We start from the raw sequence: 15,166 nt of genomic DNA on the forward strand, positions 1-15,166 counted from the left end.
CGTGGAAAAAGGTGAAGTCTATGACGTAAACTACATCAGGCAAGATCCAAGGCTCGTTAAACATAATTAACGTTAAAAATGCGCTCAAAGCTTGCTCAATTAGAGTAAAACAGGGCGTGCTGGTTGCAAGGGGCGTGCATTCGTGCCTCGGGCGATGAACATTGGTTCAGGGCGTGCTGGTTGCGGGGGGCTTGCATACTGTGCTTCGGGCGGAGAACATTGGCTCAGGTCATGCTGATTCTATAAGTTTCTGACCTTATAGGCGGTCTAAAAAGGCTGTTGTCTTAACTCCTTTAACTCCTTAACTCCCTTAACTTCCTTACATTTTTTCTTTTATCATGCCTCCCGCTCGTGAGAGTCGGAGGCTTTTTTTATCAAAATTAAGCCAATCTTTTTGCATATATCGCATGAAAACATTATCTTTGCAGAAGATAAGCTGCACTCGGCAATTTGAAAGTAAATCTTTCATTGCGCTCATTTGCATTATCTTTGCAGAAGATAAGCTGCACTCGGCAATTTGAAAGTAAATCTTTCATTGCGCTCATTTGCATTATCTTTACAAAAGATAAGCATATTAATCAAGGAGAACCAAACATGACAGACATCAGCAACAGAAAGCTGCCGACAGGCATTCAATCGTTCAAAGAAATCAGAGAAGAAGGTTATCTTTATGTAGACAAGAGCGACCTCATCTGGCATTTGGCGAATCATGGCAAAAAGTACAACTACCTGAGCCGTCCCCGCCGTTTCGGCAAGTCAATTCTTATCAACACACTACAGATGTACTTCGAAGGGAGAAAAGAACTCTTCGAGGGACTGAAAATCATGCAGTTAGAGAAAGAATGGAAACAATATCTTGTCATCCGTCTCGATATGAGTCTGGCAGGAGCCGAACCGAAAAGAGTGTGGAGTTATCTTGACAATGTTTTTCACAACCTTGAATCGGAATACAACATTGCTGTGCGGCAGGATAGCTCTCTTGCTGTAAGATTCCAAAACATCATTGAAGGTGCATACAACAAAACCGGCAACAAGGTAGTCATTCTCATCGACGAATACGATTCACCGCTGCAACATTCATGGAAGACGGAACATCACAAAGCCTGCACCGAAGTCTATCGCGATGTCTTTGCAGTACTGAAGGCCTGCGACGAATACGAAAAGTTTGTCTTCATCACGGGCATCACAAAGTTTACGCAGATTTCACTTTTCTCCGTGCTCAACAATTTGACCAACATCAGTTTCCTGCCAGAATATGCAACCATCTGTGGCATCACAGAAGAAGAAATATTAACAAACTTCAAGCCAGAGCTGGAGAAAATGGGCGAAGTCAACAACTGGACACTTCAGGAAACTCACGACAAGTTGAAAGCCTACTATGATGGCTACCATTTCAGCCGCCGCAATATGACAGACATCTACAACCCCTATAGCCTGATCAACGCATTGAGCACACAAGAGCTCAGCAATTACTGGGCAGCATCAGGAGCCACTTCGCTGATACCGAAATTTGTCGACAACATGGAGCTTCGATTGAAGAACTTCGAGAATTGCCGTATCATGCGAAACACCTTAGAGACATCCGATGTCAGTGCAGGGGGTGCCGAGCTGTTCCTTTACCAGTCAGGCTACCTCACCATCAAGAAATACGACGAGTTTGGCTATACACTTGGCTTCCCCAACGAAGAGGTGAAACAAGCCCTTTACGACCAGGTTCTCCCATCCCTCGCCCTCCGTTCAGAGAGCGACCTCCAATCACTCCAAGCCAACCTGTACGCCCAATTAGGGACAGGCGAGACAAACGAGGCAATGAAGACCCTGAAGGCCTTGATAGCCGACGTGCCGTACAGCAATAAGAAACTCGCCTCCATGGACATGGAAGAGCGTTATCGTCTCATTATCAGTACCATCCTCAATGCCATTGGACTAAAGGTAGAAGTAGAGAAAATGATTTCCACAGGTAGAATCGACATGACAGTACAGACCTCCCGTTATATCTACGTAATAGAATTGAAATTGCAAAACAACGGAGGCAAGTCTGCTGCCACTCATCAGATTTTCGACCGCCAGTATCTGGAACCTTTCCTTGCAGACAGCCGTCAGGTCATCGGATTAGGCCTTGAGCTCGACGATAAAGGCAAAGGCCTCATAGATTGGCAAGAAGTCCAGCAGTAATTCCTGCATCAACAAGCACCCATCAGCAGCAATCAAGCTTCGAGCACCCAGCAAGCATCGGGCAAACAGTAAGCAAGCATCGAGCAAGCAGCCAGCATGAGCAGCAAGGAGCAAGCTGCCCATAACCAAGTCCTTGAGTGAAAGCGGGTTCATCCCCGCACAAAAAACCGCAGCTCCGCTGCTGGCGAAGACCTCTGATGGTCCGCCAACCATAGAATGAAATGGTTACGAGCGACGAGAAGGAGCGGTTTCCTCTTCTTCCCTGAGGGGAGAAGACCGAGATGAGAGGTGGACCCTCCCTTAAGGGTAAGGGAGGACTGGTGGGTTTTCGAGAAATCCCTTATTATGGCTAAAAACGGACAGGTTGATTTTCTAAATAAAATCCTCCTCTTTTTAGAAAAAATATTATTTTGTCATAACCAAAAACTATGACAAAATAACATTAGAATAATAAAACATTCTCTTCCGCAGCCATACCCAAGTCCTCCCTTTCCGGCAGCCTGTATCTCAGGTCTCTGTCCTGGATGAAGATATGGTTGAGCGTGTACTCCAGCGACTCGAGCGTCTTCTCTCTCCTCTCCCCTTTCAGTTCACACTCCCAGACGGTGATGCAGTGCCACCTCATCCTTGCCAGCTGTTTCTGTTCCTCCCGGTCTCTCTCCTTGTTGCGTGAGATTTTCCTCTCCCAGAACTCCGTATTCGTCTTCGGCACCCTGTAGTATTTGCATCCTTCGTGTCCGTGCCAGAAGCATCCGTTCACAAAGATGCACGTATGGTATTTGCGCAATACGATGTCTGGTTTTCCTGGCAAGCGTGGATGGTTGAGCCTGTATCTGAATCCGTGCGACCACAGGAATTTCCTGACAAGGACTTCCGGCTTGGTGTCCTTGCCTTTAATTGCCGCCATGTTGTTGTGGCGTTGTTGTATGGTCATTTTATCTGGCATACGCTTTTTTTATTTTTTTTCAACAAACTTAAATTTTCCTCTTTTGTCACAACTCGCAAGTGGGTATGCTGGTCATGGTACTGCACAAATTCTTCGACAAGATTCTCATCTACAAATTTTGTAATAGTACTCATATGATCATTCATATTTATCCTTTGATAGAGATATTTCATACCCTTTATCTCTATCCATTTTTCTACTAAATCCTCGAAAGTAAGGTCATAATGATCTATATGAAAATCTCCTTTATCCAGAATAGGTTTTCCTGACAAATCACTATAGACTGGAAGACCTTCCTTAAACTTTTTAAGAATATTATCTCGGAAAGGGTTAATACTTGGTTGCTTTACTGCTGTACGACACGCTGCAGCAATATTTTTCCGCATGTACTGTTCTTTATCTGCCGGATGCGCATTCAATATTCTGAAACCGATATCTTCCTCCGCTCCATTTTCCAATATAAGCCAAAAGCACCTTCCATCTGACCGATGTTTAGTTTCAGCTTTAATCTTATATGTAACAACCTGCATAAGACCCTGAGTTTTATTATACCAATCAGGATGATACAATCTAAAGAAAACTGTTATAAACGCTGTTTCTTCTTCTGTAGTGCACTCCCCTATTTTATGAGAGTTCAAAATCCTCCTAAGTTCATTTTTATCTGATGTAAAGCTCATTTCTTCTCCTCCTATTATCTTCTATATTTTATCAAATCTTTACCACTCATAAATATAGGCGCACCATCAACATATTCCCTATCATCTATTCGTTTTTGGGAAAGTAAACGATGGACGTCAAGATTACCTAGCGTTACTTCTTCATCAAAGATATAACAGAAATAGTTACCCTTGGGTTCCCTTGGGTAAAGGGTTCCACGCATTCTATCCTCTTTGATATAAGCATGGTGGTGCACATGGAACACACGATACTTATTTTCATGTTCACATCTATATTCATAGAGCACAACAAATGGAACCGTCATTCTATCAAGCTGAGCCTTAATCTGACCACCTTCACGCTCTTTACCAACGCGAATATTATAGATAAGCGTACCTTTGTCATTCTGTCCTAGAATCCAATTGAGATGAGCCTCATCATGATAGCAACCTACCAAAATTGTCTTACCAAGATACCTTTCAAGATAATGCATCGTCAAGAACGAAGATGGTACCAGCATACCCTCCGTCAAAGGAGAAACCTCCGGCAACAACTTTTTGGGATCATCCCCTATCTTGCATGGTACTACATAAAAAGAATCTTTTAATTGAGACAATATTGTGGCATTTTCACCAGCAAACTGCTCGCCATTATCCAAAGCTAAAGAGTAGTACTTCTGAGTCTCTCTGTCATCATAAGGTGTAAAGACCTTGCCTAGCAATTGCTGGAAATGGTCCTGTATATATCCCACAGCACTAACTCCCTCCTTAGCTGTCATCGCATAAAAGTCAAATTTAGAATTAAGCATCTGTTGGATTTCCTTTCGGAACATATACCTCACCTTATCTTTCCACGCTTTCTTTTCTCCCTGCTCATTGCGACCATACAAGGCAACAACAAAGAGAAAGTTTACATCATAGTGAGCTATTAGGAAAGTGTCTCTATCAAACAGACGGTTATCAAACTGGCGAGACAAGAAGTCCTGCTTTCTATTATCAGTCAACTTGATATCATCCTCAGCCTTCAACGTTTTCTGCTCTGCAGAAATGAAAAAGTTAGGAATTACATTATAACCTTCCGTAACATCATCACGAAGTCTAAAATGGTCTTTCTGCTCTTCCTTATCCCCATCATTAAATAAATCCAGATTCCACTGAATAACATTTCTTGCATAAGTAAACTGCTTATATACAGATTCCTTTCCTATCTTATGCCCACGCTTATAGTATTTAGAATCACCTATATAATATATATCTTTCTCCTCTTCATTATTGGTAAGGTTCTGGTAAGTATACATATGATCTACCCTCTTGCCATCCCCCTGGTCTTTCAGATCTGCAGGCAGTTTTTTATCGCCCACTAATTCATCAATAATTGCCTCGAACACGATATTAAAGTTCTTTACCAGCAGATACTCCTTATCATCCGTCTCAACATTGATATCCTTACTATGCGCAAAGAAGGCATAACAAAGTTCCCATAAATACAATGCTTTATCGGAAAAGTACTTATATTTTATTTGCATCAAACGCACCTCACCCATACCATCCAGATAAGTTCTAAACTTTTCTCCGGTAATCAGAGGAAAGTTTATATTTATCTGAACAGGGAAACCATATTTGTCATGTATATAACGCAAGATAGAGAAAAAGATGACAAGCAGTTCTTCATCAAAATTAATCTGGCGTTTCTTGTTGACAGGATTCAGATAAACAGGCTGGTTATTTTGGATAATAGCCATTGACTTATTAATCGTTTTGGCCCAATTAATCTTATTATATCCAGAATGAACATTTCTTAGCACAAAGAAAAAGAAGTTCTGGTTCTCCCTGTTAAACTTTTGCAAAGCCAACAAAATATCAAGGAAAGTGTTACATTGATGCAACCTTCCATGACCCATTTGTTGAGAATTCTGCTGTCTAACGATGGTATTATCAACCTTACTATCACGAAATACGCAAATCGCACGATATATCCAAACAGACAATTCATAGATGAAATCATGTTCCTCCTGAGTTAACTGATTTTGCTGCTCTAAGTTTACAATATCCTCAGGTTTACAGTGGCCGAAGATAAGCTCCTCACCATCTACATCTTCCATTAACACCTTAGGTAATATGAACACACAGTCCTTCAGCGTAGGGTTATAATAATACCCTACGTAGTTAACGCTAACCATACCGTTAACGTCCCTCAGATTTGTGATACCATCAAGGGCCTTTCCTAAAACCTTGATGGGATATTTATGTTCCTCTATGATAATATACATAAGTACTTTTTATTCTGCTTATTCTGCGTTGTTCTCTACAATTGGATTAACCCCCAGATTGTTTAAGAATCGGGCAGCCATCTGTTCATTTATATCTCCATTGCTTTGGAAGTATTCATGGAATTGAATAGCCTTTCCATCCTCGCCCAGAAACATCTTGCGATCGTAGCCGTAGTCTTTGAATACATCATTGTACAGATAGAAGATTACTTTACTAACAAACTTCCCTGCATCAACAACATGATTATTTGCACGACAGAAATAGAAACCAAGTTTCTTGTCCTCAGATTTCGTTACTTCAAATATCTGCTCATTAACAGCCTCCAAGAAGTCTGACCATGAATATTTTTTTCCGCCCACTTCTATATTCCAATTCTCTTTTTTGGTATCTATAGGCATATACTTCCAATCCCATCGACGCTTGAAAGCGGAATCAATTGGGAAAAGAGACTGGTCACTAGTATTCATGGTTGCCCAGATATAGAGATTGCTAGGAAGCAATAAGATATCACCTTTCAATACTTGGGCAACAATGTCCTTACCACCTTTGAATAAAGCATTAATACTTTCTTTTTTCTTAATTTCCAATCCTGCAAATTCTTTTTTAAGCATCTCTTTCATATCAGAATCCGCCATGATTGGATACACAGAAAAACCTTTATCACCTCGATCAAGCAATTGAAAAAGATCACCAAATATCTGGGCACAGTTGCCTCGGTTAATCTCTTCGATAACTAAATATTCATCCAATGGTTCTTCATTCTCCTGTACAGCGCAATATTTCTTCCATGCTGCAATATATGCCTGTAAGAAAGCTTGGTTCACAAACTTGTAGACAATCTTGTCTTCCGTCATTTCATTGCCTTTATTATCCTTTACAAGAACTGCTTCTTTACCTATAACTGTCATCACCGGCACAGACTTAGTTGTTGGCTTGTATGCGCCTACAAAAGTAGAATAATCTGTATCAGGATGGAACGTTGTACGGACAACATCTTTTCCTACTGTAAGTTCATTTATAGTATGACTTTTACCAGTACCCGGAGCACCATAAAAGATTTGTTGGAGAGAATCTACCTTACTTATGCTGTTTATATCCTTTCGTTGGGAATCAATTGTAAAATAATTAAAATAATCTTCTGCATACAAACCAATATTATTTGGATATATTTCCGGTATTGATGTGTAAGCCAAATGGTCGTTTACAGACATTAAATCATCACTAATAATAATATCCGTGAAGTTATTAATATATACTCTTACTTTATCAGTATTATTTAATTCCATATCAAACATTTGCAAACATGCATCATTAAAAGAACACATCCCATTCTTTATGCTATTTTTCAAATAAGCATAAATATTAGTAACTCTATGTTCTTCTGTCTTCAAGCTTGGCGTATAAATATTAGGAACGAAATAATGCTCTGCCCAATTTACCATATAACGCAAAATATCTGTATAAGTCATCCTTTGGGAAAAACGTGGATAACATATACCTTCTTTCTCAAAATAGAGAGCTAATTGTCTTGCTATTTGAGAATGTGTTTGAGTCCAACCTTTCAATTTCGACTCCGTTGCAGCATGAAAATCAGCCTTTTTCATTGGAGTTAAAGGCATTGCGTTTACAAATGCCAATACAGTTTCAAGTGTAAGGTTCTTGCCCCTACATATTAGTGAAGCTTCTGCCATAATCTACTATTTAACTGAAAAATCTAAATAATATATACCATCACCTATCAACGATATATCAATACTCGTACGACCATATCTTAACAAATCAGATTTAGTTATGACATGGTTTAAATCAACACCTAATCTTTTACGTAAATACTTACCCAATATCGATTTAGAAGGGCTAGAACTAAGCTGTTTAGGATAAACCAAACCATTAATTTTTCTTGTTTGCTGGCCTTCCAATAACCCCATCATCTTCTCACCATCATCCCAAATCAACTCCACTTCGTCATTTTCACGTCGTGACCTACCTAACGATTGCAAATTCTCTACCTCTACATATTTTTTAGGAGGAAAAAGTGTAGGAAATTGATCAATATATTTAGAGGTAATACGGATATATGCATCACCATCGGAAACGTGGCCTTTACTTAAGCCCCAATTTAAACCAGACTTAGGACTAACCTTCCCATGTACATCCAACAAAGTTGCGCGGCAAACATTCTTTAACAAAAGAGGTTGCGTAAACTTACTACGTCTAGAGGCTTTAAAAACCTTTTTTACCTTTACATTCGCATCTGTACAATTAATGGTCTTAGAAAGAACATAATTACAATAATTTCGTAAATTTCCAAACACATCAGTTTCTACATCAGAAAGAATCTCTTTATAATCATTCATCATTCCACTAACTGAAAAATTTGCAGATCCAATTAAAGCTCTTTTAATGCTATCATCACAATTCCAGGTATATATTTTCGAATGAACAGGAATAGTGGAATAAAGAATCTCAACATCAGGATATTGAGTCTGAATTTCTTTAAGTGCATTGTGTAATGGCAAAGAAATGCTATCATTGCCATACATGCCATAGACTATAGTTATGTGTACGCCCTTACAACTATCAGCCAACATCTTTATCGTCTGATAGCCGATATAGCCAGTTACGATTACTATATTATTTGATGATGCAGTATTCTGCAGCATCCCTAAAACTGTCTTATCCAAATTTGTATAATAAAGCATATCAACAATATTTATCTATTAACCTATATAATGCTTCTGCAACAATTCTTGCGAAATCTACAGGTACAGCATTACCAACCATTTTATATTGAGCCATATTTGCACCCAAGAACTCAAAATCATCAGGAAATGTCTGCAGTCTTGCAGCTTCTCTAACCGTAATACTCCTAGCTTGAGTTGAGTCCGGATGAATATGTCTCATTCCATCTTTATATAGATGCGCAGGAATAGTATTACTTGGCTCATCATTACGTAAAACATAATATTTATGTATGTTACTAACCTTTCCTGTAACTTTAGTATATAGTTCCTTCAGCTTATCTATTTTAACATATTCATTTCTCCCAGTTTCTATGTCTTCTTCCAACATTCGAAAAACAGAAATGTCTCTGGCACTATGGAATCGTGGTATATGATTCTTGACTTTATCAGAAGATATAGGAGCGTGAGAATATTTTTTACCATTTACAACTACGGGATCTGGTAGTGGAAATATCTTTGGCAAATCTCCAATTGCTTCATTAACAGTCCTCTGTCTTGTTCGCAAGGAGGGCATAATAACCTTATAGAAATCATGAATCATATCATCAGTTACAGTTTTGCCTTTATCAAAATAATCCATTCTAATTCCAATAATTATAACCCTTTTACGATGCTGAGGAATACCATAATCACAAACGTCAAACAGTGTGTCCTTAAAATCATCTGCGACTTTATAGCCTGCATCCATAAATTCTTTACGAATACGATCCACAATAGGATAACCATCAGGAGCTGCGCTTAACAATCCCACAACATTTTCAAACACAAAAAACTTTGGTTTAAAGTACTTAACTATTCGCATATAACTTTCAAATAAATAATTACGATAGTCTTCTTTCATTCCATGTTCATCTCGAATTCTCCCGGCTAAAGAATATGCTTGACAAGGAGGACCACCAACAATAGCATCAACGATTTGGCTGCCAACAAGTTTTGCAAGTCCCTCATGCTTACCATACTCTTCATCATCAAAGCCATTTATCAATTCGTCAGTACGTTGTATATCAAATCTAATGACTTCATTTTTTGCATATAAATGATGCCATTTTCTTTCTAGTCTATTTGCCAAAGTCATACAAGGTGCCTTTTCCCATTCAACACAGGCCAAAGTATCATAACACCCCTGCTGCAGGAAGCCTTCCAAAAGCCCCCCGCAACCAGCAAATAATTCGATAGTATGTAACTTCTGGATCATTTCAAATACTTTAAAATTTGTTTTGCTAAAGCATACGCTAATAAAACAGGGACTGCATTACCAACCTGCTTGTTTTGCTGCGTCTTATTACCTAAAAATACAAAATCATCAGGAAAAGACTGAAGCCTAGCACTCTCTCTTACAGTAGGACACCTGTTCCATTTATAATGAAAATTATTTCGATGCCCAGTATCTATTGTGCGAGAAGGTTTGTTACTTGCATATCTTGTCCATGCCATATGGAAATTACGACTGGTACCAACACCTTCTGGGAGATCTTTATAGTTACCCCCATCAGGAACTTGAGCAATAACCTGCTTAACAAATTCCTTATGGTTTACTGCAACATGATTATACAACACATTACAATTACCCCTCATCTGCTTCTGATAATCAGTTTGCGGCTCACTTGAGTAAGCAGCAACCTCTGTTCCCAAATCATCTACCAAAGAAGGAAGATCACAAATTGCTTGTTTACAAGTTATATAATCTTTTTCTTCAAGAATAGGAGAAGGGAAATCATATTTAACAGGAGATTGCTTCAAACCAACGAAAACCAAACGTTTTCGTATTTGAGGAACACCGTAATCCGCCGCACAAACTATTTTACAATTAACATTATAGCCCATATCAGTAAATCTCCTAATGATTTCATCTTTAACAGCTCCTTTATAAAGATTGGCCATACCAGGAACATTTTCTATAAGGAAAACTTGCGGTTGATAGCGTCGAACAGTCTCTATCATTGCTAAATACAACTTATTCCTCTTATCTTCAAAGTTTCTAGGACCAGTTAAACTAAAGCCTTGACAAGGCGGACCACCAATAATGACATCAACTTTTCTACCGTCAATAACCTTATCAATCTTATCAAAAGAATCATAAGCAGACAAATCAAGATTCATCCCAACGGCACCTTTATGATTTTTTTCGAATGTATTAAGTGCTGCCTGCTCAATATCAACGCCTAACAGAGTCTTATAGCCAGCTTCCTCAAATCCTTTAGAAAGACCACCACAACCACAAAATAGATCAATTATATTATATTGCTTTTTCATTATTATGACTGTTTTTTTTAGAATCTTTAAACTTTGAAATAATATCTTCGTCGATTTCTTTGATAAAATCAACAAAAGGAATTTCTAGGATTTCACAAATCGTTAGAAGTTCGACTATATCTAAACGGCGCTCACAAATTTCAACTTTGCTAACAAAGGTTTGGTTAACACCTAGTTTTTCAGCCAGTTGCATCTGTGTAACGCCCTTCTCTTCTCGCTTGGCACGCAAGCGAGCTATTACACGTTGGTATAATCTTGTATGTATACTTTTATCCATAATTAGCTAATTTACTGCAAAATTATAGCCCAAAATCGGTTAGCCCAAATAAGGCTAACGTTTTTCTTTACTAAATCCTAGAGAAAGATGTTCAAAAATTTGCATATATATAATAATATCTATATCTTTGCATTGGCATTGATATCATTGTTATATGCAGAAGGAACAAGAACATACTTTGAATGCTATCCGTGAATACCTGACTAAGAATATGCCATCAGGCGGAAAAGCGATACTGACTTATACTGATATAGATAGACACATTTATGGTTAATTAACAAAATGTGTTTAGTAAAGTACAAAAGTTACAGTAAGGAAGACAAATTGTCTTTACTTCGCGACTATTATCAGTCTGGACTCAGCAAAAAAGTTTTTGCAAGAGTCGTGGAATAGCATCAATCTGGTCATTAAATACTTGGCTGAAAGTGTTTGCAAATGAAAAAGATTTGTTATCTTTGCAATCTGAACAAGCAAATATAACAGATATGGCAAATCGTAGTAAGGAAAGTTATCAAGAAGAGAATGCTCATTTGAAGCAACGCATCAAAAACTTAGAGAAAGCCTTGGCCTTCTCTAAGTTGGAAACAGAAGCACGTGATCTGATGATTACACGTGCTGAAGAGTACTTTGACATTCCAATACGAAAAAAATCTGGGGCCAAGTAGTCATGGAACTGGTCGAGCAGCGCAATATGAAAGTTGCGACTGCTTGCCGTCTATTTGGACATTGCCGTCAAGCCTTCTACCAGTCGAAGGCTGATATTGAAGCAGAGGTAAATCGTGATAAGTTTATCTTGGATAATGTTCGTGAAATCCTAGATGAGGATCCTGGTATGGCTATAAACTTTGGCTCATGCTGACAGAACTTTATGGTAGAGAACTCAAGCTCTACTTCTGATAACTCTTTCTCTATTACATTGCAGATTGCATCACTAACATAAGCTGTTTGCTCTTCAGCAAGTTTGAAATCATCAAAGATTTCGTTATTATCTAATTGTTCCATTGTTATTTAGTTATTTTATTGTTTTAATACAAGAGGTTATTTTAAATTCTTTTATTCATTTCCCCTCGCCTCTGCTCAGAATATCCCTATCGACTTCCTGAATGAAGTCGACAAACGGAACATCCAACACCTGACAAATATGATGAAGTTCTATGATATCGAGGCGGCGGTCACCTGTTTCAACCCTACTTATGAAAGTCTGATTAACTTTCAATAAATCAGCAAGTTGAACTTGAGTAATCCCCAACTTCTCACGCTTACCACGCAAGCAGCCTATGACTTGGTGATATAAATGTGAATGTATGCTCTTGTCCATATTACCATATTTAATAAGGTGCAAATATATATTCTTTTTACGAATATACAAAATATGAATATTATTGAAAACCTTAATGACACCGAACACAATCTCTTTCAAGCATACAAAAGGTAACAAAGACTTCTAATTATCCATGAAAACACAAAAAGAAAAGCTAAAACTTGCATAAGAGAAAAATATTACTTATTTTTGCAAGCAAATTTTAATATAAAACAGAACTTCACTACACCAGCGAGTAATGGACATTATAACATGTTGGAGTTTCCATTATGCGACTTATCTATAAAGGAGTATAAATATGAAAACTATAAAGGGAATTGAAATTAAGAACTGCAACTTCGACAAGTTCAAGAAAGTAGCCGATCTCATCTATTTTGATGGGGCACTGTTGTCGCACTATGTAACAAACAACGGCGACAACTATCTCTTCTATTGGATTGACCAAGATGATACGGACAATCGCTGGATGTTCATCAGAATCGATTACGACATGATACAAAAATACATCAAGAAAGAGTTGACTTTGCGCAATGTACTGAGTTCGCCATTAGATGACATAGTATATACTGTAGATATAGATATAGAAGGAAAACATCACAACTTCCAGGCACACTCTATAGAAGATCTTCCAGAAGACTATCTCCCTGCCGAAGATTCTTATTACGAATTTGAACCAGAAGATGTCAACAAAGAGAACATATCTATAGCAGAAATGAGTGGCAAGAAGCTCGATTGGTTCCGCAAGGTCTGTGCTGCGGTACTATAACTCATAGCGTGATAATTTTCAAGAAACGAGCAACGCACTAACTACCCCCACATCCGCAGCAGCCCAGTCGAGCTCTTTCAAACTTCGGACACTTAGTGACACCTAACCTTAATGCTTCTTACGTCCAAAATTCGGAGTTGCCAGTGGGTTGCATCTCGCCTCCACAATGGGGGCATGTGTGGTGATCCCAGAGGTGTATGCGGTCGGAACCGCAACGGAGGCAGAGTCTGCCTACAAGGGAGTTGAAACTGGGGGCGGCATCTCCTATGACGCCGCCTACGACAAGGGGGACTATGTTGTGGCAGTCGGGGCAGGTCATGGCTTCTATGTGTTGGCCCATGAAGCCACGGCCTTCATATATGTCCGTGGCGTAGCCGCATTTCTTGCATTTATATTTGCTTTTTCTTGACATAATAGTGTTTTTTTTCGAAAACCAAACAGGATTCCCTTAACCTTAAGTTCTTTCGAAAACCCACCAGTCCTCCCTTAAACCTTAAGAGTTCTTTCTAAAATCACCCCGTCCCTCTTTACCACTAAAGAGGGCTCCACCGCTTTCCCCAAGCCCCTTTCCCCTCAGGGGACAGGGGATGTGCCAACCGCCCTACTCGGTGCTCAAACCGCTTCGCTATAAGGTTGGCGGACCATCAGAGGTCTTCGCCAGCAGCAGAGCTGCGGTTTGCGGTATGCGACCGCATGGATACAAATCGCTTACAGGGTGCTTGCTCGATGCTTGCTGCTCATGCTGCTGCTTGCCCGATAATTGCTGGCTGGCTGCTTGCTCGATGCTTGCTGGGTGCTTGCTGGGTGCTTGCTCGATGCTTGATGCTCATGCTGGGTGCTTGCTCGATGCTTACTGGGGGCTGGTGATTGCTGCCAAGGGTTATTTGGAGAGTTTCTCGGTCAACATGTTCTTGAGGAAGAGGGTGTTGCCGAGGATGTAACGACGCCACATGCGGCGGGGCTCTTTCAGGAGACGGTAGAGCCATTCGAGACCGTGGTTCTGCCACCATAAGGGGGCACGCGCTACGGTGCCGGCAAAGAAGTCGAAGACGGCTCCGATGGTGCCTACATGACAGTGGATGTCGAGCTCTGACCAGTGGGAATAGGTCCACTTCTCTTGCTTCGGAGCTGTCATGCCTATCCACAGCAGGTCGGGATTGGAGGCATGGATGGCGGTGATGATGGCGCGGTTGTCCTCGTCGGTGAACTCGGGCTTGTAAGGGGGTGAATAGATGGCTACCTTGAGATGGGGATATACCTCGGCGGCTCGCTTCACTATCAGGTCGAGTACTTTCTGAGAGCTTCCCATAAACATCACTGTCTTAGGACTTTCGCCTTTGGCGGTTGATGCTTCACTCTCACGTTCAAGACGGTTCATCTCGTAGTCGAAGAGATCCCAGCCTGCGATGCGCTCACGAGGCTGCGACTTCGCTCCTATCCATCGGCAGGCTTTCACGATGCTCACTCCGTCGGGGATGAGTACGTCGCCACACGACAGAGCCTCGGCAAAGAGGGGATCCTTCAGGGCTGTGTTGTAGGAATGGGCGTTGATCGTATTGATGAGCAGCTTGCCCTCGGGGAGGGTGGATAGCTCGGCCTTGCTGCCTAATATCGTTAATGTCTTCAGTCGGAACATATGTCTTTGTGTTATTTGAATTGAAATTCTTAGACTCGACAAAGGTATGGCTTTTCTATGAGACTGCCAAATATTTATTAAGAAATCAGTGAAAAGAGTAAGAATGTTTGGCTAATTGAAA

16 protein-coding genes are annotated in these 15,166 nt (G+C 39.9%); 4 read left to right on the forward strand and 12 right to left on the reverse strand.

Annotated elements, in window-relative coordinates:
• Window positions 1-594: 594 nt before the first annotated feature.
• Entirely contained in the window at window positions 595-2,175 is a 1,581-nt protein-coding gene (locus P3T48_RS07830) for a PD-(D/E)XK nuclease domain-containing ATP-binding protein (RefSeq protein WP_276506298.1), read from the forward strand.
• Between the two features lie 442 nt (window positions 2,176-2,617).
• Here P3T48_RS07830 and P3T48_RS07835 read toward each other — a convergent pair whose 3' ends face one another.
• From P3T48_RS07835 to P3T48_RS07870, 8 genes are read right to left on the reverse strand one after another with little or no spacing between them, the layout of a single operon-like run.
• Window positions 2,618-3,121, reverse strand: coding sequence for a very short patch repair endonuclease (locus P3T48_RS07835; protein ID WP_276506299.1), 504 nt, complete (start codon window positions 3,119-3,121; stop codon window positions 2,618-2,620).
• Window positions 3,106-3,798 (reverse strand): DUF3223 domain-containing protein, encoded by a 693-nt coding sequence (locus tag P3T48_RS07840; RefSeq protein WP_276506300.1) that lies wholly within the window; start codon window positions 3,796-3,798, stop codon window positions 3,106-3,108. The genes P3T48_RS07835 and P3T48_RS07840 overlap by 16 nt, the downstream gene beginning before the upstream one ends.
• A gap of 14 nt (window positions 3,799-3,812) precedes the next feature.
• Window positions 3,813-6,047, reverse strand: a complete 2,235-nt coding sequence (locus P3T48_RS07845; RefSeq protein WP_276506301.1) for a restriction endonuclease — start codon at window positions 6,045-6,047, stop codon at window positions 3,813-3,815.
• A gap of 18 nt (window positions 6,048-6,065) precedes the next feature.
• Window positions 6,066-7,739 carry an AAA family ATPase gene (locus P3T48_RS07850; protein WP_276506302.1) on the reverse strand — a complete coding sequence of 558 codons (1,674 nt, stop codon included), beginning with the start codon at window positions 7,737-7,739 and terminating at the stop codon, window positions 6,066-6,068.
• Between the two features lie 6 nt (window positions 7,740-7,745).
• Entirely contained in the window at window positions 7,746-8,732 is a 987-nt protein-coding gene (locus tag P3T48_RS07855; RefSeq protein ID WP_276506303.1) for a restriction endonuclease PLD domain-containing protein, read from the reverse strand.
• Between the two features lie 19 nt (window positions 8,733-8,751).
• On the reverse strand, window positions 8,752-9,987 hold the full coding sequence (locus P3T48_RS07860; RefSeq protein WP_276506304.1) for a DNA cytosine methyltransferase: 1,236 nt from the start codon (window positions 9,985-9,987) through the stop codon (window positions 8,752-8,754).
• Entirely contained in the window at window positions 9,984-11,045 is a 1,062-nt protein-coding gene (locus P3T48_RS07865; RefSeq protein WP_276506305.1) for a DNA cytosine methyltransferase, read from the reverse strand. The genes P3T48_RS07860 and P3T48_RS07865 overlap by 4 nt, the downstream gene beginning before the upstream one ends.
• Window positions 11,029-11,322, reverse strand: coding sequence for a helix-turn-helix domain-containing protein (locus P3T48_RS07870; RefSeq protein WP_276506306.1), 294 nt, complete (start codon window positions 11,320-11,322; stop codon window positions 11,029-11,031). Before P3T48_RS07870 ends, P3T48_RS07865 begins: the two co-directional genes overlap by 17 nt.
• 425 nt (window positions 11,323-11,747) lie before the next feature.
• Between P3T48_RS07870 and P3T48_RS07875 the strand changes: the two genes are divergently transcribed.
• Entirely contained in the window at window positions 11,748-11,987 is a 240-nt protein-coding gene (locus P3T48_RS07875) for a hypothetical protein (RefSeq protein ID WP_276506307.1), read from the forward strand.
• 76 nt (window positions 11,988-12,063) lie between these two features.
• Here P3T48_RS07875 and P3T48_RS07880 read toward each other — a convergent pair whose 3' ends face one another.
• Both P3T48_RS07880 and P3T48_RS07885 read right to left on the reverse strand, forming a co-directional pair.
• Window positions 12,064-12,324, reverse strand: a complete 261-nt coding sequence (locus tag P3T48_RS07880; RefSeq protein WP_276506308.1) for a hypothetical protein — start codon at window positions 12,322-12,324, stop codon at window positions 12,064-12,066.
• A 55-nt stretch (window positions 12,325-12,379) separates the two neighbouring features.
• A complete protein-coding gene (locus P3T48_RS07885; RefSeq protein ID WP_276506309.1) occupies window positions 12,380-12,640 on the reverse strand; it encodes a helix-turn-helix domain-containing protein in 261 nt (86 codons plus the stop codon).
• Between the two features lie 301 nt (window positions 12,641-12,941).
• Here P3T48_RS07885 and P3T48_RS07890 point away from each other — a divergent pair, with 301 nt between their 5' ends.
• Window positions 12,942-13,409 (forward strand): DUF6575 domain-containing protein, encoded by a 468-nt coding sequence (locus tag P3T48_RS07890; protein WP_276506310.1) that lies wholly within the window; start codon window positions 12,942-12,944, stop codon window positions 13,407-13,409.
• 118 nt (window positions 13,410-13,527) lie between these two features.
• Here the strand turns inward: P3T48_RS07890 and P3T48_RS07895 are convergent, their stop codons facing one another.
• The gene (locus tag P3T48_RS07895) at window positions 13,528-13,821 is read right to left on the reverse strand and encodes a hypothetical protein (protein ID WP_276506311.1); all 294 of its coding nucleotides are present in this window, start codon (window positions 13,819-13,821) and stop codon (window positions 13,528-13,530) included.
• Window positions 13,822-13,996: 175 nt separating this feature from the next.
• Here P3T48_RS07895 and P3T48_RS07900 point away from each other — a divergent pair, with 175 nt between their 5' ends.
• Complete coding sequence (locus P3T48_RS07900) at window positions 13,997-14,350, forward strand: hypothetical protein (protein ID WP_276506312.1); 354 nt, start codon at window positions 13,997-13,999, stop codon at window positions 14,348-14,350.
• Here P3T48_RS07900 and P3T48_RS07905 read toward each other — a convergent pair.
• Complete coding sequence (locus P3T48_RS07905) at window positions 14,290-15,045, reverse strand: WecB/TagA/CpsF family glycosyltransferase (RefSeq protein WP_276506313.1); 756 nt, start codon at window positions 15,043-15,045, stop codon at window positions 14,290-14,292. The genes P3T48_RS07900 and P3T48_RS07905 overlap by 61 nt on opposite strands.
• Window positions 15,046-15,166: the final 121 nt, after the last annotated feature.

The sequence above is a fragment of the Segatella intestinalis genome, assembly GCF_029348455.1.
Lineage (GTDB): Bacteria > Bacteroidota > Bacteroidia > Bacteroidales > Bacteroidaceae > Prevotella.

Bases quoted from the DNA above. Each gene is read 5' to 3' on its own strand.
- P3T48_RS07830 (WP_276506298.1), top strand. From the start codon at position 595: ATGACAGACATCAGCAACAGAAAGCTGCCGACAGGCATTCAATCGTTC.
- P3T48_RS07835 (WP_276506299.1), bottom strand. From the start codon at position 3,121: ATGCCAGATAAAATGACCATACAACAACGCCACAACAACATGGCGGCA.
- P3T48_RS07840 (WP_276506300.1), bottom strand. From the start codon at position 3,798: ATGAGCTTTACATCAGATAAAAATGAACTTAGGAGGATTTTGAACTCT.
- P3T48_RS07845 (WP_276506301.1), bottom strand. From the start codon at position 6,047: ATGTATATTATCATAGAGGAACATAAATATCCCATCAAGGTTTTAGGA.
- P3T48_RS07850 (WP_276506302.1), bottom strand. From the start codon at position 7,739: ATGGCAGAAGCTTCACTAATATGTAGGGGCAAGAACCTTACACTTGAA.
- P3T48_RS07860 (WP_276506304.1), bottom strand. From the start codon at position 9,987: ATGATCCAGAAGTTACATACTATCGAATTATTTGCTGGTTGCGGGGGG.
- P3T48_RS07865 (WP_276506305.1), bottom strand. From the start codon at position 11,045: ATGAAAAAGCAATATAATATAATTGATCTATTTTGTGGTTGTGGTGGT.
- P3T48_RS07870 (WP_276506306.1), bottom strand. From the start codon at position 11,322: ATGGATAAAAGTATACATACAAGATTATACCAACGTGTAATAGCTCGC.
- P3T48_RS07880 (WP_276506308.1), bottom strand. From the start codon at position 12,324: ATGGAACAATTAGATAATAACGAAATCTTTGATGATTTCAAACTTGCT.
- P3T48_RS07885 (WP_276506309.1), bottom strand. From the start codon at position 12,640: ATGGACAAGAGCATACATTCACATTTATATCACCAAGTCATAGGCTGC.
- P3T48_RS07890 (WP_276506310.1), top strand. From the start codon at position 12,942: ATGAAAACTATAAAGGGAATTGAAATTAAGAACTGCAACTTCGACAAG.
- P3T48_RS07895 (WP_276506311.1), bottom strand. From the start codon at position 13,821: ATGTCAAGAAAAAGCAAATATAAATGCAAGAAATGCGGCTACGCCACG.
- P3T48_RS07900 (WP_276506312.1), top strand. From the start codon at position 13,997: ATGTGCCAACCGCCCTACTCGGTGCTCAAACCGCTTCGCTATAAGGTT.
- P3T48_RS07905 (WP_276506313.1), bottom strand. From the start codon at position 15,045: ATGTTCCGACTGAAGACATTAACGATATTAGGCAGCAAGGCCGAGCTA.